The following is a 23,668-nucleotide window of genomic DNA, read 5'->3' on the forward strand; positions in this document are numbered from 1 at the left end:
AAATCTCCGCTATTTGATGGTGATACGACTCCATTCGAGTTGGCGCGCATCGTACTGCGCGGCGGAGAACCAGTACCCGTCGACCGTGAGCGGAAGATCGTTCGCGCCGTAGGTCAAAAACATGGTCTCGTACCCCTGCCCCAACTCGTTTCCGATGAATCCCGGGTTGTGATTGATGGGATAGTCGAAATTCTGGGCGATCATTTTTTCGTTTGAGTAATCGAAATCCCAGTCCACGCCGTTGTCGGAAAAAGCGATGCGCACGCCCGCTTTCGCGCCCTGCATGAACTGATTTTCCTCCGCGTAATAGGTGGAAACCCATTTTTTGAGGGAGGGTATATATTTTACGTCCATGGTGGACATCGAACGGTTGATCTCGATGCCCTCCCCGAAATGAATGCCGTCCGTGCTCTTTTTGAGCACCAGACCGCACGGCTCCTGCGGATAACGATAATCGGGCGCCTGCGTGTAATAATACATCCAGAATTCGCCGTCCTTATACACGACACTGGGCGAGCCGCCGCCGTAGCCCAGCGTGCCGCCCGTATGGCAGTCGAGGGGTACGCCCGCGACCGTCCACGTCTTGCTGTCCGTCGAAGTGGCCACATAAATTTTGTTCCAGTGCGTGAAAGTACCGTCGTCCAGCCCGTTTTCCAGCGCCGAAAAGTACATATAGTACGTCCCGTCTACCTTGATGACGGAAGGGTCTCCGCCGTAACCGATCTGTTCGTCGTGTTTTTTCAGTTTGCCCGACGGATCGACGAGTTTATAGCCGGTGGAATCGTCCGTCGTAATGCGTTTGGGTTTGGAAAAACCCTCGGACAGGTCGGAACATTCCGTATAATACACGTTGTCGCTCGAATCGCACTCCGCCGTGCCCGCGCCGTACCAGATCTTGATTTTTTGATCCGAAGAATCATAAAACCCGCTCGCCGAATAGGCGCCCCATTTGGTGTAGAGCACATTGCCGAGATATTCGCTCGTCACGTCCATGCCCGTCACGTCCTCATGCCGCACGTTTACGGGCGCGGGCGCCTCCGCGCGGATGGAATACAGTTTCATCGTCACGGTTTCGTCCGAGGAGATATCCTTCATCTTCTGCTCGAAACGGATAAACTCGACGGCGTCTCTCTCTTTATCGGAAATATCGATCTTTACCGTCTGCCGTTTGCCGCTTTCGCCCGCATAATCGTACAGTTTCTGCAATTCGCCGCCGTGATTGAGCCAATAAACCGCGTATTCCACGTTCTTTTTCTGCGAAGAAACGCTGTCAAGGTCGATAAACAAAGTTTCGTAACCGGAAAGATCAAGATAGTTTTCGTATTCCTTGGGATATTTGCCGAATCCGATCTCCGCCCCCTCTTCGTCGAGCGCGGGAATGTACATGCGGTAATCGGCAATCGCCGCGCCCGCGCCCGTTTGGGTATCCGAGCCGTACACGGTGAAATAGTTGCAGTCGTCCTTGCTGTCCTCGCTCTTCCAGTCGGAAGTCGCCTTGTATTCGAGCGCCGCGCCCGAAACGCGGGGCGTATAGTCGTACACGGGCGCGCGGAACGCAAAACTGCGCGCGTGCCAGTCGGGGTTGCCGCTCTCGTTATAGCGTCCGTACGGCATTTCCGCGCCGTACTTGAAATTCGCGATCTCCAAACGCTGCGGCATTTTGTCGGTATAGCCCGCGATCTTGTCGAACTCGAGGGCTTTTCCGGGGGGCGTCTGCCCCCCGCAGCCCGCAAAACAGAAGGAGAGACCGAGCATCAGCGCGAGTGCCGCGACCGTCTTTTTCATAATTTTACCCCCTCTCCCGTCACGTACGTTTATTTCCGGAAATCAGATAGCAGACCAGCGCGGCAATGCCCGCTGCGCCGCCGATCCCGTATAAAACGACATAATTCCAATTGAAATCAGAAGTTTTTCCGCTGCCCTGCTGAACGGGAGGCGTTTCGGTATCCCCGCCGTCGTCGGGAGGAGTTTCGGGCTCGGCAAAGGCGTCCAACGCGCCGCTCATGTGCGTGAGCGTATAGGAAAGTTCGACGTCGTCCTTGTCGTTTTCCAGCGTGGCGCCGAATTGCAGATAGCCTTTGTTCTCATTGTATTGCGCGATATAGTCGGACATGGTATTGCCGTCTTTGAGTTCCTTTTCAAAGGTAGCGAAGAGTTCGCCGTCGATATACGCGCCGTAAACATCGCCGTCCTTTTTGAAGCCGAACTGCATCGTTCTATCTTCGCCGAGTTTGAATTCGGTCTTCTCCGCACCCGAAATGTCACCATAGCCCGCGGAACCCAGACCCCAGCGACCCGCCAATTCCACGCTGATCGTATCCTGCGCCTGCGGACGCACGATGAACGCAGCAGACTTCACGTCGTTGCCGTCTGTATTCCACCAGCGCGAATAGGTATTGACGAGGGATATCACGTAGTGCATGTTGTTATCTTCGGAATACAGAGCCTGGAACGTTTCGGGGAACTGTACGGTGACGGAAAGATCGTCGGTATCGAAGGCTATTTTGCAGCGGAACCCGAATTTCATGCCGATGCGATCCTTGTAACCTTTACCGGAAAAATGCAGCGTGTCCGCCTCCTGATCCCAGGTCATGGTAGCGAGCGACGCGGCGTTGGAAGATTCCTGCTCCCACCGATCGCCGCTGCCGTCCACCGTCTTTTCGGTTTCCTCTGCGTACGCAGCCGAAACGGGCGCGAACGCCAGAAGAAGGATCATCGCCAAAAGTGCGAGTTTTTTCATGTTACGCCTCCTTTTTCGAGAAGGTCACTCTCGAATAGCCGAGCATACGGCAGTCCATCTGCAAGCCCGCATCCATTCCGCGCAACGAAAAATCGTTGACGCCGTACGTTAAAAACATCGTTTCGAACCCATAGCCGTACTCGTTACCGATAAAGCCGGGGTTATGGCAGGTCTTTGCTGTGTAATCCTGGATAGGACGGGAAAGCGGTTCGTTGGTAAAAGAGAAATTCAGCCCGTCCTTGGAAAAGCCTATGCGCACGGAGTCGAACTCGTAGCCGCCCTGTTCCGCGCCCTCGGTGTAGTCGGTGCATACCCAAAGCCCCAGAGAAGGCATCCATTTCACGTCTGCCGCGCCGTAGGTGTTTTGCGTGGCGACCGCCTTGCCGAATTCGTAGGGAGTCGTGCCCGTTTTCAAAACGAAGCCCGTCGCCTCGTCGGGATAAGCGGTGCTGGGCGACTGGGTGTAATAATACAGATACCATATGCCGTCTTTATAGACGACGCTGGGCGATCCCGCGCCGTAGCCCAACCCCATTTTGACCACGTCCACCACCGCGCCGTACACGGTGAAGTTCACACCGTCCTTGCTGGTGGCCAAATATATCTTATTGGGAGGCGAAGGCGTGTTTTCCAGCCCGCTGAAAAACATATAATAGGTGCCGTCCACTTTGACGACCGAAGGATCGCCGCCGTAGCCGGGCGCCTTGTTCGCCGCCGTCAGTTTACCCGTGGGATCGTTCAGGATAAGGCGCGTCGGCTGCGACCAGCCCTTGTTCAAATCGGTCGTTTCCATATAATATACGTTGTCGCTGGCGATGTTTTCGGGAATGCCCGCGCCGTACCAGATCTTCCACTTGCCGTCGGAGGTATCGTAAAATCCGCTCGCGGAATAGGCGCCGTACAGGCTGTACCCGTAACTGCCCAAGTATTCGCTCTGCATGCCGAGCGTAACGCCCTCGTTCGCGCCCACGCCCGCAAGTTCCGCCTGATTTTCCGTCTTGGCAGTCGAATACAGTTCCAGATAATAGAGGCTGTTTTTCTGACAACTCTTTTCGCTGTTCGCCGCAATATCTTCGTTGTTCGTGCGGAATATGATACGCGAAAGATACGGCCTGTCTTCGGGCGCGATCGAGCCCATATTCAAAGTGATTTCCACCTTTTCGCCGCTCTTGCCTTCATAGGTGCCCAGTTCGTAGCGGACGGGCGCGAGGTCATCCTCGTCTTTGGCTTCCTTTCTTCTCGTATCCGCTATGACCGTCAGATTGACGGGCTTGCCCGCATTTTCCGCCTTGAATACGAGGCGCATTTTATCGTAAATGCTTGTATCTACGTAGTTGGTCTCGCCGTCGCTGCTGTTCATGGTCAGGCGATATTCCGCATCGGCATAGTAGTTGTCGCCCACGTCAGACTTGTCGTCGGCGGAGAGAACGTACCATACGTTCGCGCCGTCGCCGTCGTCCTCTTCGTACGCGTATTCGTATTTATACGAATTTTTACTGCTCAGAGAAACCGTACTGTAATTATGCTTGGGCGAAGAAGTGTTCCAGAAATGCGGGAAATTGGAATATACGCGGTCATACTTGCTTTCCAATCCGAAATCGAAAGTGGAAAGCACTTTGCGGTTGGTCAGTCCTTCGGTAAAGCCCTTGACCGCATCGGGTGCAGCGCTTTTGCTCGCGGTCGCGCCCGCATAGTAATATAAGGGATTGTGGCGCTCTTCCAACAGTCCCGAAACGCCGAAGATGCCCGTACCCGCGAGCACGGTAAAGGCAAAGACGAGGGTGAGGATCTGCGAGCAGAGACGGACTCCGTTCTTTTTCTCTTCCGTTTTATCCTTTTTCTTTTTTACGAAAAACAGGACGGCGAGTCCGCCGCATACGACGGCGCCCACGGGAATGAGGACGATATACGCGATCCCCCAGCCCGTGGCGGTACGCTTATCTGCGGGTTTCACCTCGATCTCCGTACTGTTCTCGCCTTCGACCGGTTCGAATTCCGGCCAATCGGTCTGACCTTCTATGGCGGCGCGCGGTACCGCGGTCTGCCCGTCGGCAAACGCCCCGACGGGCGCCGCAAGGCAGAACGCGAGCATCACGAGCAGCGCGAGAGAAAGTAATTTACGTTTCATTTTTTTCTCCTTATCTTTAAATTAACCTTTAAGACCGCCGAACGTCACGCCCTCGATGAGTTGACGCTGGAATATAAAGAAGATGATCGACGGGGGTATGACCATGAGTACGCCGACAGCCATCTGCTGGTTAGGATAATTCTTCATAGACAACCCGCCCATGAACTTATAGTAAATCCCGATGGCGAGCGTGTAATTTTCGGGCTTGCCCGCAAGGTAGATGAGCGGTCCCATAAAATCGTTCCACGTTCCCAAAAAGGTGTTGACGATAATAAAAGTAATGATGGGCATACATAGCGGCAGAATGATGCGCCAGTAGATGGTCCAAGAATTTGCACCGTCTATCTTGGCGGAGTTTTCGATGTCCTTGGGGATGCCCCGCATGAACTGACGTATGAGAAAGATATTCACCGCGCCGCCGCCGAAGATATTCGGAATGGTCAACGGGTACAGCGTCCCGATCCAGCCGAACGAATTGAAAATAACGTACAGCGGGATCTGAATGACGATGGAAGGCAGCATGATGGTCGCGAGCACGATAGCAAACACGAATTCGCTTCCCTGGAACTTGACGCGGGTGAACCCGTAGGCGCAAAGGGATGCCGAAAGCGGCACCGCGATGGCGTTGAACACGATGACGAACAGCGTGTTCTTGAAATACTGTAAAAGAGTGACGTCCAGAACGGCTTTATACGCCGTGAGCGTAAAACTCGACGGGAAAAAGCGGACGGGCAAACTGTACGATTCCTTGTCCCCCATAAAACTTTTGAAGAACATAAAGAAGAATGGAAACAAGAAAAACACTAACAGCAGAACGAGGAAAAAGTAACTGACGGATATTTTGACGCCCCGCTTGACCTTCGCTTTTTTCCGCCTCGTTTCCGCTTGTCCGGCGGTTACGATCTCTTCCATATTAAGAATCCTCCCCGTAAAACACCCACTTGCTCGTCTTGAACACGATGAGCGTAAACACGCCGATGATGAGGAACAGAATCCACGACAGCGCAGACGCATAGCCGATTTCGGGCGAAGTGGAAAACGCCGTGAAATAAATATTCATGACGAAGAATAAGAGCGAGTTGTTGGGGCCCGCCCTGCCGTTCGTGAGCACGAATACGTTCCCGAACGTCTGTAAAGAACCGATGATACCCATGATGAGATTGTAAAAGATCATGGGACTGCACATGGGCACGGTGATGCTGACCAGTTTTTGCCACCAGGAAGCGCCCTCTAAGTCGCACGCCTCGTACAATTCCGGCGATATGCCGTTCAAAGAGGCGATCCACAGGACCATGCCGCCGCCCAGACCGAACAAGTTTAAAAAGATGAGCGTGATCATGGCTGTATTTTCCGACGTAAGAAAGGGGAACGAACCCAGCCCGATATTGTTTAAAACGGAATTGGCAAGACCGTACTGCACGTCGGTGAAGTTTCTCCACAATAGGCCGTAGATGACCGTGGGAATGACCACGGGCAGATAGTACAGCGTGCGGAACACCTTGATCCCTTTAAGTTTCTGGTTTAAAAAGAGCGCCAGAAGAAAAGAAAGCACCATGGTGAGGGGAATGTTGATAAAACTGTATAAGAACGTGACGCCGACCGATTTGGAAAACGTTTCCCAATCGGCGGTGAAAGGACGCAGATAATTTTTAAAATTATTCCACTCCCTGTCCGTGATGCCGTCGTACTTGAAAAAACTGTCGAACAGCGACGTCACCATGGGCAACAGCGTAAATACGAGTATGCCGATGATGACGGGCGAAACGTATAACAGCCCCACCCAATTCTTTTTGAAATATCTTCCGACGGCGCACACTACTTTTTTGGGACCGCGCGGCTCTTTTTCGGTAGCCGCACTTTCTGCTACCTGCTCCGTATTCAAGAAAATCGCCTCCTTTACTCTTTGGCAGCGGTGCGCGGATCGTCCGATCCGCGCACGGCGCCCTGCCGACCGTTTAGTCGGAATTCAAAATTCTGTTGATATCTTTTTCGACTTTTGCGCACACTTCGTCGGGATCGCCCGCCGCTACCGTCCAGCCCATGTAATTGTCCAGAAGGTTGAGCATCGCCGAATCGATCTTGGCGTACAGGTCTACGTTGACGCCGTTGAGATAATCTTTGAGCGTATCCCTCTCGTCGAACTGAATGAACGCTTTATGATTGAAACGCGCCTGGATGTCCGGAATGGTGTTCCAGATGGCGTCCTCGTCGGTCGCGAGCGATTTCAGAACGGGAACGGCGTTGCCCGTCTTGGAGAACGCCTGCTGGCCGTCCTTGCTCATCATAAAGGCAAGGAACGCCCACGCCTCATTGGGGTGCTTGCTGCTGCGCGCGATGCCGTAGCCGCTCGTGCCCGCGCCGATATACCCTTTTTCACCGATGAACGGGAAAGACACCGCGTCGTAGTTGATGCCCGCCACCTGCAAATTGCTCATGATCGGGCGCACCGCAAAGTACATGACCGCTTTTTCGGCGTTGAAGATCTCTTCGGTCTTCTGCATGGGGTTGATGGTGTATCCTTTGTCCAAAAGGGTCTTCATTGCGGAAAGCCCCTCTTTCGCTTCGGGCGTATTGAATGCGGGCTTGCCGTCCACGGTCATCAGTTCGCCGCCGTAACTGCGGATAAAAGCATTGAATACGGGCGGCCAAGCGAGCATGGCGTCCACGGGATAGATATCCGAACTTAAAGAACTCTTTTTCAGCGCTTCGCACAGATCGAGGAATTCATCGTAAGTCCAGTCGTCGTTCGGGTACAGCGGATTGTCCTTTGTGATGCCCGCCTCCGCCAGAAGGTCTTTGTTGTAATAGCACACGACTTTGTTATAATCGCGCGGCATCATATACTGCGAGCCGTTCTGGTTTTTCTGCCCCAGTTTTATCATCGAGTCATAATACAGCGAGGTATCGAATTTCGCCGCGTCCATATGCGCGTCAAGATTCAAAAGCAGTTTTTTCTCCGCAAAATAGGAGATGGTGTCGTCACCCACGTACAGAATATCGGGGACGGTGCCGCTCTTGATACGGGACAGAAGCCCCTGCGTATAGTTGCCCGAAATGGGATCGAGCGTGATTTTGATATTGGGATACACTTCGTTAAACGCGTCGATGATCGCCTGCGCCGAAGTCTTCTCGCTCGCGTCGTCCAGAACACCCATTTTGAGGTTGGCGGCGGTGTCTTTGGGAAGATTTACATCGACGGGAACCGTCGAGCCGTCGAAATCCGTACGGCCGCAACCCGTCGCGAGCAACGTCGTGACCGCCAGTATGGCGACGAGCATTGCGCAGACGGCAATGCGGAGCACTTTCTGAAACCTACTTTTCATTGTTATCCACTCCTTGTATGATTTTTATTTTCCGTAAGCCGAAGGGCTTCGTAAGATATCGTTTTTCATAGCGGTCCAAATCGTTGAACACGCCCGCATCCACCCACGAAAGATCGTCGTAGTCCCGAATATGATGGGGCCCGAGCAGGGCGAACAGCGTATTGTAAAGTTTGATTTTCAGCCGCACGCGGCCGCTGATCCCGCGCGTATCGAAGGCGAGCGTTCCGCCCGCGGTCAGTTTGCGTCCGTTCGCCTCTACGCTCGCGTAGGCGCAGTCGCCTTCCAAAAGAAGCGTTTCCCGTCCGTTTAAATCGCATTCCGCTTCGTATTCGAGCGCGCCGCTGTAAAAGGGATAGCCCTCGGCAGCGGCGTCCCGCAAGGGCGATTCAGGCGCGGCGATCTCATAGCCGTGTTCTCCCGAAAGGACGGAAAAGTCGCCGATGATATACGCAGCCTCCGCCTCGGTAGGCGCGTAATTTTTTTCATGCACGGGGCGGTGACAGCAAACGTCTGTAATGTTGTTGATCTTGCGGGCGCGGAGTTCGACTTCGTTCCACCCCTTTTTAAGGACAACGCCCTCGCAGCGGGTGAAAGAGAGGTCTTTATACGCCTTTTCGTCGCAGCGCTGCGCTTCGCCGCGCGCACGCAAGGGTTTTACGGGTCTTTGATTGACCGCGATATACTGCGCGTTTTCCGCATTTTCCACGACGAGCTGCGCGCGTTCGGGCACGTCGCGCACATAGAACCGATAGCGCATGGTATAGGGCGCGCCTTCGGGCAGTTTGTAAAAATGATAGTGCCATATTGCTTCGAGCGGCGAATTTTCCAGCCGCACGCCCTCGCATTCGAAATCCGCGCGATCGAGAACGAGCGCGTTCTCATCGCACACGCGGGCGGCGTGCACTGGTATTTCCCGCGCCTCGAAGTCGGAAAACTCCACGCCGTCGCAACCGATCGCAGGCGGCGGACACACGGGAACGCCCCATTCTTTTAAAACTTCTATTGCTCCCGTAAACACGGCGAGACTGCCTTCCGCCAGCAAAGTCACCTGATTCTGACGGAGCGGATACGCCTTTCCGTGCGTCAGATCGAGCGCAAACGCGCCGTCGAGAAGTTCCGCGCGCAGAACCTGTTTTTCGTCGCCCGTATTGGCAAAGAGCAGGATATCCCCCCGCTCCGCCGTCCGTCGGCAGCAGATGATGTTTTCACCCGCATATATAGCCGCGCGGCAGTCGGAAACGAGTTCGACGAGCGGCGCGATCTCGTCAAAGCGTTCGTCGACGCGGACGCTCGCCCGTTTTTGAAAATCGCACCATTCGGGGCGCTGCCCCAGGCATAAGATCCTGCCGCCGAACCGATCCAACAGGCGCAGCGTGCTCTCGGAGAGGCTCTCCGCGTTGCAGAGAACGACGGTATCGTAAGAATAAGCCCCTACGCGCAGCGTGCTCTTGTCGGCGCTCGCATATTTTTCCAGCAGGCTCTCGTCGCCGTAATGAAAATCGACGCCCGCCGCCTGCAACGCCTCGGAAAGGCCAGCGAACAGTTCGTCGTAGGCGCGGAGTTTTTCGGGATTTTGCGCGTCCGCGGGATTATAATGCGCGAACACGCACGAGAGAGGCTGTATGATGAGGAGGCGCACCGCGCGCTTTCCGTAGGCCGCGATCTGACAAAGGCGCGCCGCATAGTCGGAAAACAGTTTTTCCTCGCAAAAATATGGCTGTTGATAGAATATATCGGGCGGATAATCGCGCTTGCGCTCGCCGCGCAGAGAGTAATGCGAAAGGTGCATATTCACGAAATCGATCCCGTTGACCGCCTGCCAATCCATGATCTTTTTGCGCTTGACATAGCCGCTTTCGTGTCCCAGCCCTGCGAAACATTCGCTGAGCGCGCGTTCTTTCCCGAGTTGTTCCGTTACGGAAGTGAGTTGTTTCAAAGTGACGAGTTGGGAATTTCGCCGCATCAGTTTATCCACGCCCGGCTGCTGCATATCCGCGTAATGGCGCATGACGCCGCCCGTCCACTGCGCCTGTTCCGCCATGGTTTCTTCCGCCATCAGATGCCCCGTAAAACACAGGTTGTTTCGTTCGCACCAGTCGGCGTACTGTTTGGTAAAACTCTCTTCGAACTGTTTTCCCGCGCAGTTATAGTAGTCGGAACGCGTCTTTTTGTAATTTCCGACGTCGAAAAACAACTCTTCGCAGCGCTCTTTGACGTCGTAGCCCTTTTCCCGCAAAATACGCTCGCGTAAATATTCGCTGTACGTGACGTGGGGCAAGGTATAGAACCAGTGGATCCCGTAACACGGCTCGTCGGTAAAAATACCGCGGATCCGCGTGCCGAACATCTCGCCCACGCACGCCTTGTATTTTTCATGTGTGCTTTCCAAAAACGCGCGCACCGCGCGGGGATTGAGCGTATCGATATAGCATTGCCCGTTGAAACGCACCATGCCCGCGGCGCACGTGCGGCGGGCGATCGTATATTTTTCGCCGCCGGATTCCACCGTTTTAAACGGTTCGTCCGAGGGAAGTAACTCCCCTTCTTTTGCGAGCACGAGCGCCTTTTCCTTGAAATCGTCGCTCATGGCGGGCACGATACCGCTCGCGTAGCCGCTCGGCCACATATCCTCGTCGTATAAATAGGCGTCCAGGCCGTACTCTCCGCTCTTTTTTGCGCACAGGCGGATACAATCCATCCACTCGTCGGAAAGATAGGGCGTGATCAATCCCACGCGCGAGTGCATGAAAAAGCCGCCGTACCCCGCCTTTTGCATCTTTTTCATCTGCGAAAGCAGTTCTTCCGCGTCGAGTTTATCGTTCCAACTCCAGAACGGAGCGGGGCGAAATTCATGCTTTCCCTCAGAAAATCCTTTCAGATCCGCCATATTCATAATCCTTTATCATGTTGATAACGAGAACGTCCCAATTGAGAAATCCGCCGTACATCATCGGTTCGCCCGTTTCGGGCACGTAAGATTCGCTCATCGCGCCGTGTTCGCGGATATCCTTGGCAAGGAGCGCAACCGTCTTTTCGGTCATCTCCCGCGCCAGATCTTCCCGCCCCGCCGCCAAAAGCGTGCGGTAAGTGCAGTAATTGGCGATGATCCATACCGCACCCAACCAGTTGGAAGGATTGCTTGATTTTTCGGTGTTATACATTTTTTCGTCGCGCGCGAGCGTGCGGATGCCGTAATCGCAACAAAAATTCCCATCGAGATAATGCCGCTCTATCATCGTTTTCGCCTGCGCTTCGTCGGCGATACCGCACATGACGGGCAGAAAACACGCCCAAAGGCGCACTTTCAGCGGCACGCTGTGCCAGAACGCGCCCACGCCGTGATGAAAAATTTCCGTTTTGCGCGTCTTTACGTCGATAAACGCCGAATAATACAGTCCGTCGCGCCGATCGTACAACTCGCGGCGTATGCTCTCTTTCAAACGCTCCGCTTTTTTAAGATATTGGGAATCATCTTCGCCGCGGGCTTTACAGATGTTTGCCATCGCAACGAATTCCGTATATAAAAAGCAGTTCAAATAAATGTCAGCCACGCTGTCCTCGGGCATGCCGAAGACCGTGGGATTGTTGTCGATACCGATCATCTGGTCGTTCCGCCAGAAAAACAGTCCGCTCTTTTCGTCGTACTGGTTTTGCTCGTAAAATCGCAGATAGCGAGCAAGCGGTTCGGTTTCGAACCAGAAAAAATCTTCGGAATAAACGCTGGCGTTATATACGCCTTTGCACAGGAACGGTTTGTGCTGATTGACCTTTTTGCCAGCGGCGTGTTCGTCTTTTAAAAGCGAAGAAAACAAACCGTCTGCGGTCGTGACCATGGCGATAAAGCCGTCTTTTTGCTGTAAGTCGAAAAAATTTAGGATATTGCCCTTCGCGTGACAAACCACGCGCTCTTTGGTGTGTTGATAATCGAAATCCCGATACTTTTTGAAATATTCGCAATATCCGAACAGAGCGCATGCGCTCCAATAGGAATCCCAGTCCCACAAATTATTTTCGTAACCTGCGCCTGGATCGATAAAGGGATGTTTGAATACGCCGTTGCCCTCTTTGAGCATTTTCAATGCGTTGCCGCGGATAAAACTTTTTACAACTTTGAAATCATCGTGCATAATTCTTTTTCCGTCGGGAGGAAACTCCCGACGGAAACCTCGGTTTAATAATTACTTTCTCTTTTTGCAGCACGCGATCACCGCGCCCGCCAAAAGTACGGCGGAAGCGCCGATCGCGGTCGCGCCCGCGACCGAGCCGCAACCCTTGCTTTCGTTTTTGTCGCCGTCGTCGGGTTTCTGGCCGCCCTCCGCCGCCGTTTTGACGCGCTTATTGCTGTTGGAAACCATCAGGCGATTGCCGTCCGCATCGACAGCGTATACCGTGTAGTAATAGTAGGTATCCGCCGAAAGATCGGTGTCCGTAAAGGTGAGCGTGTTCACATCACCCTGTACTTTGATCGTCTTTTCGGGCGCGGAAGCGTCGCCTTTGATGCGTTCGATCTCATAGCCCACGGGCACGAAATTGTGAGAATCCATCTCTCCGACGGGATATTCCGCCTTCGTCCAGGTCAGTTTCACACTCGAAGAAGACAGCGCCTCTGCGTCCAGCGTCATGGCGTTCGCGACCATTTCGGGCGATTTGTTGACGATTTTTTTGCCGCCGAGCGACACGATCGTCATTTCCTGCACGCCGTCTACGCCCTCGCTCCAGGCAGAACCGACGCCGTCCGTTTCGTAAGACGCATTGCAATAAAAATATTTCGCCTGCATTGCATTCAGTTGCGAAGTCAACGTCTTTTCCACGGCAGGTGTAGTCATGCGCGTGCCGTTCGCGTAAATGCGGTACGCGCCGTCTTTTTCGTTATACACGAAACGCACCGTGACTTCCGTTTCTTTGCCCTCCTGCGTTTTTGCGGGGACCGCGTGCGAACAGGAGGCGATCTGCGGATTGTCCTGCGTATTGTCCCAAACGATCACTTCGAGATTGGCGCCGTCCGCCGCGTTTTCGGTGGCATACGACCAACGGATATAAACGCTCTTCATTTCCGTAAAGTTTTTCAGCGTAGCCTCGCCGATATACATACCGTAAAAGGCGTGCGTGGCTCCCGAAGACGCGAGCACTTTTTCGGGCATTTTAAACGTGACGGCATAACCTGCCATATCGGGGATCATTTCTTTATAATTCATACCGATATCAAAGCCTGTCACTTCGTTGCGTCCCTGCAAAGCAAAGCCTTCGTCCGTCACTTTTACGTCGACAGTCGTCGCTTCGGGACAGGTGGAAGTCCACTTGTTTTTAGAAAATTCCAGATCGCCCGTAATTTCATCGCCCATCACGCCCTCGTCGGGATCGGTTTCTTTGCCCCATCTCCTCGTGCCGTAGCCCTTAACAGTGATGTCCGCAGAATAACCTTCCGTTTTTCCCTTGACGTCGCCGTAGGAGAGCCAGGGAGAGATCGCCGCGACTGCGGGCGAATCGTTCAAACTGTTTAAAGTGTTGTTCAGATGCTCCTGAAAGCCTTCCTGCGCGCTGCCCATGATGCGCCCGTTGATGAGAACGTTCCAGTTGTCGCCGACTTTCAAAAATTGAATGGTGTATTCGTTCGCGTCGTTTTCGCTCACTTTCACATTGCCGCTTGCGGTCATCAAAACGTTCGCATCCTCATACCCCGCGGTAGCGGTGCGCGTCATCAAAAGGAAAGTGGCGTTCATATCCGCGCTGAAACGGATACCTATACTGCCCGCGACCGCGGGCGTATCCGAAAAACTGTCCCAAAAAGTGTATCTGCCCGGCTCATGATAGGTGCCGACGCCGATATCCATGGAATAAGAAGCGCAGTTTTTCAAATCTGCTTTAAAAGAAATCACCAATCCGTCTAGCAAGCCCGAAAGACTCTCCTGCACGCCCGCCTTCAGATCCGACGGGATCTCCGTAGGTTCGTCGGTCGAGAATGTGACGCCCTTGTCCGTCATTTCATAGGTCGTACCGGCGATTGAATTGACGATAGAGCCGTTTTCATTGAGGGTGCCGAGAACGTCGGAACCCGTCTGGAAGACTTCAATTTTCATGGTCTGCCCCGCTGCGCCCGAGAAGTTGTCCTCCGCCGCCACTGCGATATGCGCCGACTGTATCGCGTCCAGCGCAGTATTGACCTCCGTCTGACCGTTCAGATCGATCTGATAATTGCCGTTGATCATTATCATCCAGCGATTGTCCGCCTCACGGTGGAACAGCACGCTCAACGTGCCCGAAGCACTGAGTTTGACATTGTTCGCAAAGGCGATGTTGTCAAAACCAGGGACGGCGGTCGCCTCGCTGTTTCTCTTGACGAACCAGGCGTCATACGTATCTGCCGCTGTAGGAAGGAACGCAACGCCATAATCCGCGCCGTCCGCAGCCATCAGGTCGCGATCCGCGGGCAGAACGCCGAGATAAATGCTCGCGCCATTCACGCCCGTCTCATATTTAGCATCCTTTACGCGCATACTGACAGCGAGTTCTTGGAGCGTATAGCCATTTTTGCTCGTGTTACTGAACGAATAACCTTCCGACGCAGCGTCCTGCATACGGATACCTCCATCCGTCGCGGAAATGGAGTCCTGTTCATATTCGCTCCAACCGTCGGTGTTCCAGGTCTCAACCTCGGTCTGTGAGGTCTCCTCAGCGCGCGCGGAAAATACCGTAGCGGACAGTTCGCCGAATACCAACCCAAAGGTGAGTACCAGACCCAGCAAAACCGATACAATGACATTCGTTTTGAATATCGCTTTGTTGCCTTTCATTTTCTCCTCCTGAAAATAAATATTCTACGGCTCACGCCGCATTTTTCTTATAACCGCTTTTTTGCGTTCGATGAGCGAACGCAAAAAAGGGATATCCCTTTTTTAGTATGATTAGATACGTGTAGTTCTATTTACTGAAACCAAATTCTTACAAACCGGTTATAAGATTAGACACGTGTAGTATTTTTTGGTAAATTTTTTAATCTCTGGGTTTTGCCGTGCTTTCGCGCACGCACAACTGCATTTTCACGAGCCGCCTTGAAAGTTGTCCGCCCTCGATCTCGCCGAGCAGACATTCTACGATCGCGCGGGCAAACTCGTTTCTGTCGAAAGACAGGCTCGTCAGCGGAGGGTTCGTAAAATTGGACGTAATATTGTTTTCGATGCCCACCACCGAAATATCCTGCGGTACGCGGAATCCGAATGCGCGCAGTTGCTGCAAAACGCCGTACGCCATCAAATCGGAATAGCAGATAACGGCGGTCGCGTCGGGGTACTTCCGCACGAGTTGCTGTGCCAGGAGCCTGCCTTCCTTGTCAGTCAGACTGTCCGCGCCGAATCCGTAGAGCACGGACGGCTCTTCTTCGCCCTGCTCCTTCATGAACTCGATGAACGCGTTGCGCTTTTCGTCGGGCACGTAATCTTTTTCAAATCCGTCCAGATAGACGATCTTTTTGTGCCCCAGCCCGATTAAATGTTTGACAGCCTGCTTTATCCCGCCCCCGTAGTTCACTTCCACGCGATTTACGCGCTTTTCGTCGGGCAAAAGATAATTTCCGCAGGCGATCGCGATATCGTTGTCCAGTAACTGTTCGATGTCTTCGACGCTCACTTTTCCGGGCACGCTGGCGAAATATACGCCGTCGATGCGTCGGCCGATCATCGTCTTGACATATTCTTTCAAGGGCAGTTGCCCGCTGCAAATATTGATAAAATACCCGCGCTTGACTGCTTCCCTCTCGATCGCCATGACGATCTCGCCGTACATGGAATTGGTCAGGTCGTTGGCTATGATCGTGAGAATTCGGCTGCGCTTTGTCACCATGCTGCGCGCCGCCATATCGGGCGCATATCCCAGTTCCTCCACCGCATCCATGACCTTTTGCGTCAACTTGGGCGACACATAACGCGAGGTGTTTAAAACATACGATACCGTCGATACGGATACGCCCGCTTTTTTCGCCACTGTTGCCCGAGTTATTTTCATCGTTTGATCCATCCTCACTATATGTCATTAGACACGTGTAGTTTTTACAGTTTAATGATAGCACACATTAATTTGCTTGTCAATACCTTTTTTCAATTTTGCGTAAAACAATTTTATTGTCATTTCGCATGGCGTGTGATATAATAAACAAGGTCGGAGGTAGAACATATGATGATTTCGGGGCTGCAAAAATTGACGCTGCTGGATTTTCCGCAAAAGGTGGCTTGCACCGTGTTTCTGGGCGGCTGCAATCTGCGCTGCCCGTTTTGTCAAAACGGCGAAATTCTGGACGGGCGCACCGCGGGCATGACGGAAGATGATTTTTTCGCATTTCTAAAAAAACGGCAGAAAATTCTGGACGGCGTGTGTGTGTCGGGCGGCGAGCCGCTTCTGCACGAGGGGATTTTTTCCTTTATCGAAAAAATCCGAGCGCTCGGATACGCCGTAAAACTGGACACAAACGGAACTTTTCCCGTACGCCTGAAACGGCTCGTGCAGGAAAAACTGATCGATTATGTGGCGATGGACATCAAGAATTCGCCAAAAAAATATGCGCGGACGGCGGGGGCGGCAGTCGATCTTGAAAATATCAGAGAAAGCGCGGCGTTTTTGATGGAATCGGACTTCGACTACGAATTCCGCACGACCGTCGTTGCAAAGTATCACCGCGCGGAGGATTTCATCGCCATCGGAGAGTGGCTGCGCGGCGCAAAGAAGTATTTTCTGCAAAACTTCGTCGACTCCGAATTTGTTCTCGAAAAGGGACTTACCGCCTATTCCGACGAAGATCTGCAGGCCTTCAAGCAATTGCTCCTGCCCTATATACCTACAACGAAAATCCGCGGCGAATAAAAAAGGACGGTTCGAAAGAACCGTCCTTTTTTATTTCGAATGACAGCCGTGCTCGCCGCAGGCGTGTCCTTCGCCGTGGCCGTGATCGTGGTGGTTGCAGCGCGCTTCCGGATCGTAGCCGAGCGTACCTAATAAATAACTTTGCACCGCATCGTCCGCGTTTCCCTGCACGCCGCCGTACAGGCGGATGCCCGCTTCCGATAAAGCCATCTGCGCACCGCCGCCGATGCCTCCGCATATGAGCGTATCCACGCCGTTATTCGCAAGCAATCCCGCCAAAGCGCCGTGCCCGCTGCCGTTCGCATCGAGCATGGATTCCTTTACGACGGTATTCTCCTCGATTTCGTAAACCTTAAAATGCTCGGTATGCCCGAAATGCTGAAAAATATTTCCGTCTTCATACGTTACCGCAATTTTCATACGAACCTCCGTTTTCCGATGATTTGCATTTTGTACTCTATGACAGAAACCTCGGCAGCCGCGCCCGCATTCCGATCGGTAATATTCGCAAATCACGTAGTCGCCGCCGCCGATTTGAAGGCACTTTCCGTTGACGAGCGCGTCCGCGATCTTTTTTCGCGCCGCATCGTACACGCCCTGCACGGTCGTGCGCGATACGCACATCTGCTCGGCACATTCCTCCTGCGTGTAGTTTTCCAGATCGATGAGCCGAATGCTTTCGTACTCGTCCACCGACAAGGATATCTGCCCGCGCGGGTTTTCCGGCCCGAAATCCCGTATATCCGGTTCGCGGCAGACGTATCGTTTTTTTTGCGGCCTCGGCATGTTTTTACCTCATTTCCGTCATATGTCGGAAACAGTATACCACGGCAGATGCCGTTTGTCAATGAAAACGATATCGATTACAGCGGAAACCGCTCTTCTATTTCGTAATCCAATCCGTTGCTTTCCGATTCCTCCCATAATTGTATGATTTCCAGACACTCGGCATATGCCGTTTTTTCGCCGTATGTAAAGCCGTCTTTTGCGGTTGATTTCAATTCTTCCAAACATTCTGTCAACATTTTTATCATATAAATCAAAGTTGCCCGCGCGGTGAGTTTTTTCATCATACTATTTCCTCGTTGATGATCTCTTCGTAATCGACCAACTGTAATTTGATACAACATTTATAAACTTTTTCTATAAATTTGCGTTTTTTGTCATAATATGCGTTCTTTTCCCAATGTACGTCGTGAATGATCGCGACGTCGCACCGCCCTTTTTTGATTCCGTCGATCATACAGAGAACGTCTTCATTTGTTTCCCGCTTGCTGATTTCTTCAATAATTTTGCAAACTTCTTTGGTTTCCTGTGTGATTTCTATTTTTTGCCTGCGTTTCCCCACATAAAAAATTGCCGAGTCTTTTCCCTCGGCGACAGCCCGCGCTACGTACGGATATCTCTTCACAATCTTCTGGACTCCCCTTTTCGTCATAATAATCACTTTTTCCCTTCCATACTCTATTATTATAACTGGCTGTTATCCGCATAAATTCCCAACTTTTTACGGTTTTACCGTAATATGCCATTTTTCATTACAAAATATATTTGTATTATAATATATAATTATATATTTTACAATATATTTTATAAATAAATTAAAAAACCCTCTCCGATATATTCGGAGAGGTTCGCTTACTGTAATATTCATAACTAAATTTGCGAAAAAGGCAATGTTTCCGCCAGCAATTCCATTTGGGCAAGGGGCGGTAATATTGCAATCGCGCCGTATTGCAGCGTCGTATAACCCGCGGCGACGTTGGCGAGCCTTGCCGAACGCACGACGTTTTCCGCAGTGAAGCCGCGCCTGTCCAATCCCGCCAAAAAAGCCGCGTAGAAAGCGTCGCCCGCGCCCGTGGTATCGACGGGCGTAATCTTTTGCGCCTCGATCAAATAAACCTTTTCGCGGAAACAGACGGCGCAGCCCCGCGCGCCCAGCGTGAGCGCGACCACTTTATCGGCTTTATCGCACAATTTTCGCAGATACCTCGCATACCAATGTTCCCCGCGCGCGCATTCAGCCGCGCCGCATAAAAAAACAAGTTCCTCTTCGCTGACCTTTACGATATCCGCGCGCCGTACATAATTCAAAAACATTTCGCGCGCAGCGTCGGTATATCCGAACAGATCGTCTCTGAAATTCACGTCGAAACTGATTTTTTTGCCTTGTTGCGCAGCGGCGGCAAACGCCCTTTCGCACACCGTTCGCCCTTGCGGTTCGCTGAGCATCAAAGATCCGATATGCACGATGTCGGCGCGCGAAAGGCTGCTTTCGAAATCGTCCTCGATGAGATAGTCGGCGGTCTGTTTTCTCGCGAAACAGAAACTGCGCTCGCCGCCGGCATCGATCTCGACGAATGCGAGCGTGGTGTTGTGGCTCGGATCTGTTTCAATATTCAGAAATTCAAAGTGTTTTTCGCGCGCGAATGCGCGCAAAAATTTTCCCGTCAGGTCGTCGCCCACGCGTCCGATAAATCCGCAGGCGCCGTCTACGGCCTTGACGCCGCATGCTACGTTAAAGGGCGCGCCGCCCGCGTGGCGGGTATATACGACGGCGCCGTCCCGCGCAGTACTGCCGATAAGGTCTGCCAAAATTTCGCCGATGCAGAGTACCATATACGTCCGCCTTATTTGCCGAAAGACCGTACGGTCCCGAACATGGTTATGATATTTTGCGGAGGCACATTCGCGAGAATGTTATGCACGTGCTGAAAAATGAATCCGCTCCCCTCGTAAAAAATACGCACGTTTTTTTCGACGTGTTCTGCGACCTGCTGCGGACTCGCGGACATACATACGTTGGAATCGCATCCGCCGCCCCAAAAGGCGATATTTTTTCCGTACGCCTCTTTCAGATGTTCGGGGCTCATGCCGCTGCAGTTGATCTGCACGGGGTTGATGCTGTCGATGCCCGCCGCGATGATATCGGGGAGCAGCCTGTCGATGCTGCCGCAGCAGTGCAAATTGGTGCGGAGGTTCGGATTATATCGCCGCACGGCGCTCCATAACTCTTTGTGGCGCGGCTGAAAAAATTCGCGGTACATGTCGGGCGAGAACTGCGGGCCGTTCTGTGTGCCCATATCGTCTCCGAAACCGATCACGTCCACATAGTCGCCTACGGCGTCTATGAATTTTTTCAGGTTCACGCGGTGCATTTCCATGAGCCTGTCTAAAAAGGTGTGCACGCGATCGGGGTTGAGCGCCATTTCGCACATGATATTGTCGATTTTGAAGGCAAACTGGCTCATTTCCACCAGATTGCCGCCGAAGATCGCGTAGATCGCTTTGTCCGTGCTCCCGCGCAGTTCTTTCGCGTCCTCGCGCATCTGCGCGAGCCCCGCCTCGTCAAAGCCCGCGGGCGCGGGCGGCACGCCGAGTTTCCACCACAGAATGTGTTCGAGATTGTATAAGATATCCTCGAACGTATCGTCGTCGGAGTCGGCGTAAGGGAAATACGTCTGTTCGAAATACAGACAGCCCTTTCTCTTGATACAGATCATTTTGCCGTTCGCGCCGTATACGGCGTCGCCGTCGCTCTGCCGCACCACGTCGATGAAGGCGGGGATCTTGCAGGGCGTGCCGTCTTCCAGCGTCCAGTCCTTCCAGTATGCGGGCCGTTTCAGATAGATCTGCCCCAACTGCACCACGTCGGTGGGGATCTTTTCGTACACGTCGTCCTCGATCAGCACCAACTGCTGTATAAAATCGTAGATATACAGTTTAGAAGGCGGCAATCCCAGCGCTTTTCTCAGTTCGATATAACTCTGCACGGAAATACCGCTCGAACGGTGACCGCCGAAATCCACGGGCACTCTGTCCGTGTCCTTATGATCCAGCGCGTTTAAAATGCGTTCTCTGCCTGTCATCACTTTATTCTCCAAATCGTACTTTCGTTTTTGGTTTCGACGGCTTTTACCTTTCCTTTGAATGTATAGCAGCCGACGAAATAATCGTCCAGATACACCTCGCAGAGGGTATTCCGATACAAGACTTTCACACGCTTTTCGGGAACGCAAATCTCCTTGCAGATGTCTTCCGCCACCACGCCGTTTTCGCAGATCCGCAGCCCGCAGGACGCGAAATCGAAATGAAATCTCACCTCTTCGGTTTCCGTTTGAAAAGCAATGTCGTCCGCAAGGTATTCGAGTACGAACCCGTTTTCCAAATCGTAATCGGAGATCTTCTCTCCTTTCATCGTTTCGTTGAGCGCCGCCCATTTGAGGCGCAGGGTATCTTCCTTGTCAAACTCTATGGCTTTGAGAGGCGCCGCCATCGTCGTATTGCGCCCGAATTCGTTGGTTTCGCGCAAAAGGACGTGATGATTGACGTACTTTTCGCCGTTTACGTCTACAATGCGCATAAAATACGCGTGCATAAAGGACTGATTGGAAAGGAGCGCGAAATTTTTTTTCTGCGGCTTATATTCTCCGTTCGCGCGCTCACTCACCATCACGCTCATGCCGTAAGGATACAGGTAAGTGCCCGTCAGCATATAATATTTCCCGTTGTGCACGCATACCGCGCCCGCTTCGATCCCGTCCCTGATATCGCGCCCGCCGAAAGAAAATTTCGGGGGCTTTTGCGCCGTCCAGCGCAGCCCGTCGCGGCTTACGGCATAGCCGCAGCCCGCGTATTCTTTGGGCGCGGCGGTGAAAAACCCCTCGTAGCCCTCTTTCGTACGGTGCGGATAAATGCAGTCCCAACGGCCGCCGTCCTCTTCATAACGGACGTAATAATTCTCGTCTACGGGAAAAACGAGATCTTCGCCCGCTTTTTCCCAATGGATCAGATCTTTGCTTGTCGCGAAAAAAATATTCTGATATCGTTTGCCCGTTCCCTCTTCTTCGCGCCATTCCGAATAATTGCAGATAAACGTGCCGTCCTTCTCGAACGCGGGGCTTTTCCACACGGCGCCCGTGCCGAGATAGATCACCATTTTATCCGACGCGGCGATGCATTGTCCGCAGTCGGTATAATGCACGCCGTCGTCGCTCACCGCCACGCCGAACCCTTCGCCGCCCGAATTGTTCGTAATGAGATAATAAAGATAGTATTTATTTTCGTAAAAATACATCCAGGTATCCCAGGTGATATTGTCTTTGCATTGAAAAATCATATCCTGCCTCTTACGCTTTTTTGCTGCGTATCCACTGGCTCAGCCCGCCGACGCGAAACTGCGCGCCCTCCGAAAAGAAAGCGACTTTCTTGTTGCTCGTGCCGTAAGTCCTGAACGACAGCGCGCCCGCGCCGTCGATATAGAGCGCGCCGACGGAGCCTTCCTGTATATACGTGAACGAATATTCCGTATTTTCTTCGAGGTCCATGCGGTATTCGCACTCGTTTACGGTTTTGCCGGGAAGGCGGTAACCGAGCGTTTTTGCCGCGGGATCGTATCCGACATAGCGGTACGCCGCCGCGTCGTCGCCGTACCCGAGCAGAATGCCGAACGGCTTTGCGCCCGTATATCGGAATTCCCCTTTTAAAAGATAACTTTCGTAGGAATCCGCCGCGTAGCGGTTGCCGACGGAAACGTCGATCTCGGCGCGGTCGAGATCGTTTTCGTAGCCGAAATAACGCTGCAAACCGTCGGGCGCCGTCAAAGTGATCGTGTCGTCGGCGTTAAACACCATTTTATGCGCCAAGAGGTGACCGCCCCAATAGAGTTTGGAATTGTCCGAAAGCGCGTCGCGCCGATATACCCAGCCGACCAGAAACGTGCCCGCATCCCCTTCCACGATCTTGGGAGCGTAAAAATGCTTTCCTTCCAGCCGTTTGGGCGCACCGTACCCCGAAAACTTTTCGTCGCTGACGGTGTACCAGACGGTATCCTCGGGCTGCGCCGAGTAGGTCATGAAATATTTGCCGTTCTGGTGCGTGATGTCGGCGCATTCCAGATTCCAGAATCCGTTGACGGGGTCCTCGAACACGACGCCGTTTAAAGTAATCTGCTTTAAATCGAGCGAAACGGTATATTTGATGATCTTGGGGACGCCGCCAGCGTTGGTTTCCACGGTCACGTCGAAACTTCTGGTTTTCTCGTCGTAATACGCCTGCGGGTCGCGGAAATCGCGCTGCGAATATTCGGAGGGAGGCGCGATCTCGAAATCTTTTATTTTAACGAAATTGTCCAGACTGCCGACCGACTTTGCGACCATCACCTTTTCCCACGGTTCGCCCTGCTGTTCCATATTGGGATTGTGCCCCGTATAAAAAAAGTAGTAATCTTTTTCCGCTTTGACGACGGAACCCGTGCCGATCCAATAATCCTGATCGTACAGATTGCCCGAACGCAATGCCTCGCCCTTATACTCGTAATCTATAAAATCCTTCGTATCCACTCTGAACACGCTGTGACGCAGGCTGCCGCCCTCGTCCTGCAGATAAAAGATCGAGTAGACGCCGTTTTCATAGTACGGCATGGGATCGCCCACATATCCGTTCGCCTGCGGCGGTTTCCAGAAATACCTGTAATCGGTATTCTTTTCCTGCCCGTATTCGTCTAGCCCCGACAGATCGGATACGTCTGGCACGAGTTGTTCCTTTGTTTCCTCTCCGCCCGTGCAGGCGCACAGTGCGGTCATAAGCAATACGCACATGATCAAACTCACGATTTTCTTCATCTTT

General features: G+C 52.7%; 18 protein-coding genes. 1 reads left to right on the plus strand and 17 read right to left on the minus strand.

Annotated features, from left to right (window positions below; all coding sequences use genetic code 11):
* Positions 1-9 precede the first annotated feature (9 nt).
* The 10 genes from ESZ91_RS03615 to ESZ91_RS03660 form a co-directional block, all read right to left on the minus strand.
* A complete protein-coding gene (locus tag ESZ91_RS03615) occupies positions 10-1,785 on the minus strand; it encodes a glycoside hydrolase family protein (protein WP_129224236.1) in 1,776 nt (591 codons plus the stop codon).
* 19 nt (positions 1,786-1,804) lie between these two features.
* Positions 1,805-2,740, minus strand: a complete 936-nt coding sequence (locus ESZ91_RS03620) for a hypothetical protein (protein ID WP_129224238.1) — start codon at positions 2,738-2,740, stop codon at positions 1,805-1,807.
* Between the two features lies 1 nt (position 2,741).
* On the minus strand, positions 2,742-4,868 hold the full coding sequence (locus ESZ91_RS03625) for a glycoside hydrolase family protein (protein WP_129224240.1): 2,127 nt from the start codon (positions 4,866-4,868) through the stop codon (positions 2,742-2,744).
* Between the two features lie 21 nt (positions 4,869-4,889).
* The gene (locus ESZ91_RS03630; protein ID WP_161971035.1) at positions 4,890-5,780 is read right to left on the minus strand and encodes a carbohydrate ABC transporter permease; all 891 of its coding nucleotides are present in this window, start codon (positions 5,778-5,780) and stop codon (positions 4,890-4,892) included.
* Position 5,781: 1 nt separating this feature from the next.
* Positions 5,782-6,750 (minus strand): carbohydrate ABC transporter permease, encoded by a 969-nt coding sequence (locus ESZ91_RS03635; protein ID WP_129224244.1) that lies wholly within the window; start codon positions 6,748-6,750, stop codon positions 5,782-5,784.
* A 73-nt stretch (positions 6,751-6,823) separates the two neighbouring features.
* A complete protein-coding gene (locus tag ESZ91_RS03640) occupies positions 6,824-8,191 on the minus strand; it encodes an ABC transporter substrate-binding protein (RefSeq protein WP_129224245.1) in 1,368 nt (455 codons plus the stop codon).
* Complete coding sequence (locus ESZ91_RS03645; RefSeq protein WP_129224246.1) at positions 8,181-11,078, minus strand: hypothetical protein; 2,898 nt, start codon at positions 11,076-11,078, stop codon at positions 8,181-8,183. Before ESZ91_RS03645 ends, ESZ91_RS03640 begins: the two co-directional genes overlap by 11 nt.
* Entirely contained in the window at positions 11,053-12,318 is a 1,266-nt protein-coding gene (locus tag ESZ91_RS03650) for an MGH1-like glycoside hydrolase domain-containing protein (RefSeq protein WP_129224248.1), read from the minus strand. The genes ESZ91_RS03645 and ESZ91_RS03650 overlap by 26 nt, the downstream gene beginning before the upstream one ends.
* 51 nt (positions 12,319-12,369) lie before the next feature.
* The gene (locus ESZ91_RS03655) at positions 12,370-14,982 is read right to left on the minus strand and encodes a hypothetical protein (RefSeq protein ID WP_129224250.1); all 2,613 of its coding nucleotides are present in this window, start codon (positions 14,980-14,982) and stop codon (positions 12,370-12,372) included.
* Positions 14,983-15,181: 199 nt separating this feature from the next.
* Positions 15,182-16,189: a LacI family DNA-binding transcriptional regulator gene (locus ESZ91_RS03660; RefSeq protein WP_161971036.1), complete on the minus strand. Its 1,008-nt coding sequence runs from the start codon at positions 16,187-16,189 to the stop codon at positions 15,182-15,184.
* Between the two features lie 168 nt (positions 16,190-16,357).
* Between ESZ91_RS03660 and ESZ91_RS03665 the strand changes: the two genes are divergently transcribed.
* Positions 16,358-17,041, plus strand: a complete 684-nt coding sequence (locus ESZ91_RS03665; RefSeq protein ID WP_129224254.1) for an anaerobic ribonucleoside-triphosphate reductase activating protein — start codon at positions 16,358-16,360, stop codon at positions 17,039-17,041.
* Between the two features lie 30 nt (positions 17,042-17,071).
* Here the strand turns inward: ESZ91_RS03665 and ESZ91_RS03670 are convergent, their stop codons facing one another.
* The 7 genes from ESZ91_RS03670 to ESZ91_RS03700 form a co-directional block, all read right to left on the minus strand.
* Positions 17,072-17,827, minus strand: a complete 756-nt coding sequence (locus ESZ91_RS03670) for a DUF134 domain-containing protein (RefSeq protein WP_129224256.1) — start codon at positions 17,825-17,827, stop codon at positions 17,072-17,074.
* Positions 17,828-17,904: 77 nt separating this feature from the next.
* Positions 17,905-18,114 (minus strand): hypothetical protein, encoded by a 210-nt coding sequence (locus tag ESZ91_RS03675; RefSeq protein WP_129224258.1) that lies wholly within the window; start codon positions 18,112-18,114, stop codon positions 17,905-17,907.
* The gene (locus ESZ91_RS11645) at positions 18,111-18,284 is read right to left on the minus strand and encodes a hypothetical protein (RefSeq protein WP_161971037.1); all 174 of its coding nucleotides are present in this window, start codon (positions 18,282-18,284) and stop codon (positions 18,111-18,113) included. Before ESZ91_RS11645 ends, ESZ91_RS03675 begins: the two co-directional genes overlap by 4 nt.
* 413 nt (positions 18,285-18,697) lie before the next feature.
* Positions 18,698-19,660 carry a carbohydrate kinase family protein gene (locus ESZ91_RS03685; protein ID WP_129224262.1) on the minus strand — a complete coding sequence of 321 codons (963 nt, stop codon included), beginning with the start codon at positions 19,658-19,660 and terminating at the stop codon, positions 18,698-18,700.
* 11 nt (positions 19,661-19,671) lie between these two features.
* Positions 19,672-20,910 (minus strand): uroporphyrinogen decarboxylase family protein, encoded by a 1,239-nt coding sequence (locus tag ESZ91_RS03690; protein ID WP_129224264.1) that lies wholly within the window; start codon positions 20,908-20,910, stop codon positions 19,672-19,674.
* The gene (locus tag ESZ91_RS03695; RefSeq protein WP_129224267.1) at positions 20,910-22,160 is read right to left on the minus strand and encodes a glycoside hydrolase family protein; all 1,251 of its coding nucleotides are present in this window, start codon (positions 22,158-22,160) and stop codon (positions 20,910-20,912) included. The genes ESZ91_RS03690 and ESZ91_RS03695 overlap by 1 nt, the downstream gene beginning before the upstream one ends.
* Before the next feature lie 10 nt (positions 22,161-22,170).
* Entirely contained in the window at positions 22,171-23,664 is a 1,494-nt protein-coding gene (locus tag ESZ91_RS03700) for a glycoside hydrolase family protein (RefSeq protein ID WP_129224269.1), read from the minus strand.
* Positions 23,665-23,668 lie beyond the last annotated feature (4 nt).

The sequence above is a fragment of the Candidatus Borkfalkia ceftriaxoniphila genome (assembly GCF_004134775.1).
Taxonomy (GTDB): domain Bacteria; phylum Bacillota; class Clostridia; order Christensenellales; family Borkfalkiaceae; genus Borkfalkia; species Borkfalkia ceftriaxoniphila.

Bases quoted from the DNA above. Each gene is read 5' to 3' on its own strand.
- ESZ91_RS03690 (WP_129224264.1), bottom strand. From the start codon at position 20,910: ATGACAGGCAGAGAACGCATTTTAAACGCGCTGGATCATAAGGACACG.
- ESZ91_RS03675 (WP_129224258.1), bottom strand. From the start codon at position 18,114: ATGATGAAAAAACTCACCGCGCGGGCAACTTTGATTTATATGATAAAA.
- ESZ91_RS03655 (WP_129224250.1), bottom strand. From the start codon at position 14,982: ATGAAAGGCAACAAAGCGATATTCAAAACGAATGTCATTGTATCGGTT.
- ESZ91_RS03650 (WP_129224248.1), bottom strand. From the start codon at position 12,318: ATGCACGATGATTTCAAAGTTGTAAAAAGTTTTATCCGCGGCAACGCA.
- ESZ91_RS03695 (WP_129224267.1), bottom strand. From the start codon at position 22,160: ATGATTTTTCAATGCAAAGACAATATCACCTGGGATACCTGGATGTAT.
- ESZ91_RS03660 (WP_161971036.1), bottom strand. From the start codon at position 16,189: ATGAAAATAACTCGGGCAACAGTGGCGAAAAAAGCGGGCGTATCCGTA.
- ESZ91_RS03645 (WP_129224246.1), bottom strand. From the start codon at position 11,078: ATGGCGGATCTGAAAGGATTTTCTGAGGGAAAGCATGAATTTCGCCCC.
- ESZ91_RS03670 (WP_129224256.1), bottom strand. From the start codon at position 17,827: ATGCCGAGGCCGCAAAAAAAACGATACGTCTGCCGCGAACCGGATATA.
- ESZ91_RS03665 (WP_129224254.1), top strand. From the start codon at position 16,358: ATGATGATTTCGGGGCTGCAAAAATTGACGCTGCTGGATTTTCCGCAA.
- ESZ91_RS03640 (WP_129224245.1), bottom strand. From the start codon at position 8,191: ATGAAAAGTAGGTTTCAGAAAGTGCTCCGCATTGCCGTCTGCGCAATG.
- ESZ91_RS11645 (WP_161971037.1), bottom strand. From the start codon at position 18,284: ATGATCGACGGAATCAAAAAAGGGCGGTGCGACGTCGCGATCATTCAC.
- ESZ91_RS03700 (WP_129224269.1), bottom strand. From the start codon at position 23,664: ATGAAGAAAATCGTGAGTTTGATCATGTGCGTATTGCTTATGACCGCA.
- ESZ91_RS03630 (WP_161971035.1), bottom strand. From the start codon at position 5,780: ATGGAAGAGATCGTAACCGCCGGACAAGCGGAAACGAGGCGGAAAAAA.
- ESZ91_RS03620 (WP_129224238.1), bottom strand. From the start codon at position 2,740: ATGAAAAAACTCGCACTTTTGGCGATGATCCTTCTTCTGGCGTTCGCG.
- ESZ91_RS03625 (WP_129224240.1), bottom strand. From the start codon at position 4,868: ATGAAACGTAAATTACTTTCTCTCGCGCTGCTCGTGATGCTCGCGTTC.
- ESZ91_RS03615 (WP_129224236.1), bottom strand. From the start codon at position 1,785: ATGAAAAAGACGGTCGCGGCACTCGCGCTGATGCTCGGTCTCTCCTTC.
- ESZ91_RS03685 (WP_129224262.1), bottom strand. From the start codon at position 19,660: ATGGTACTCTGCATCGGCGAAATTTTGGCAGACCTTATCGGCAGTACT.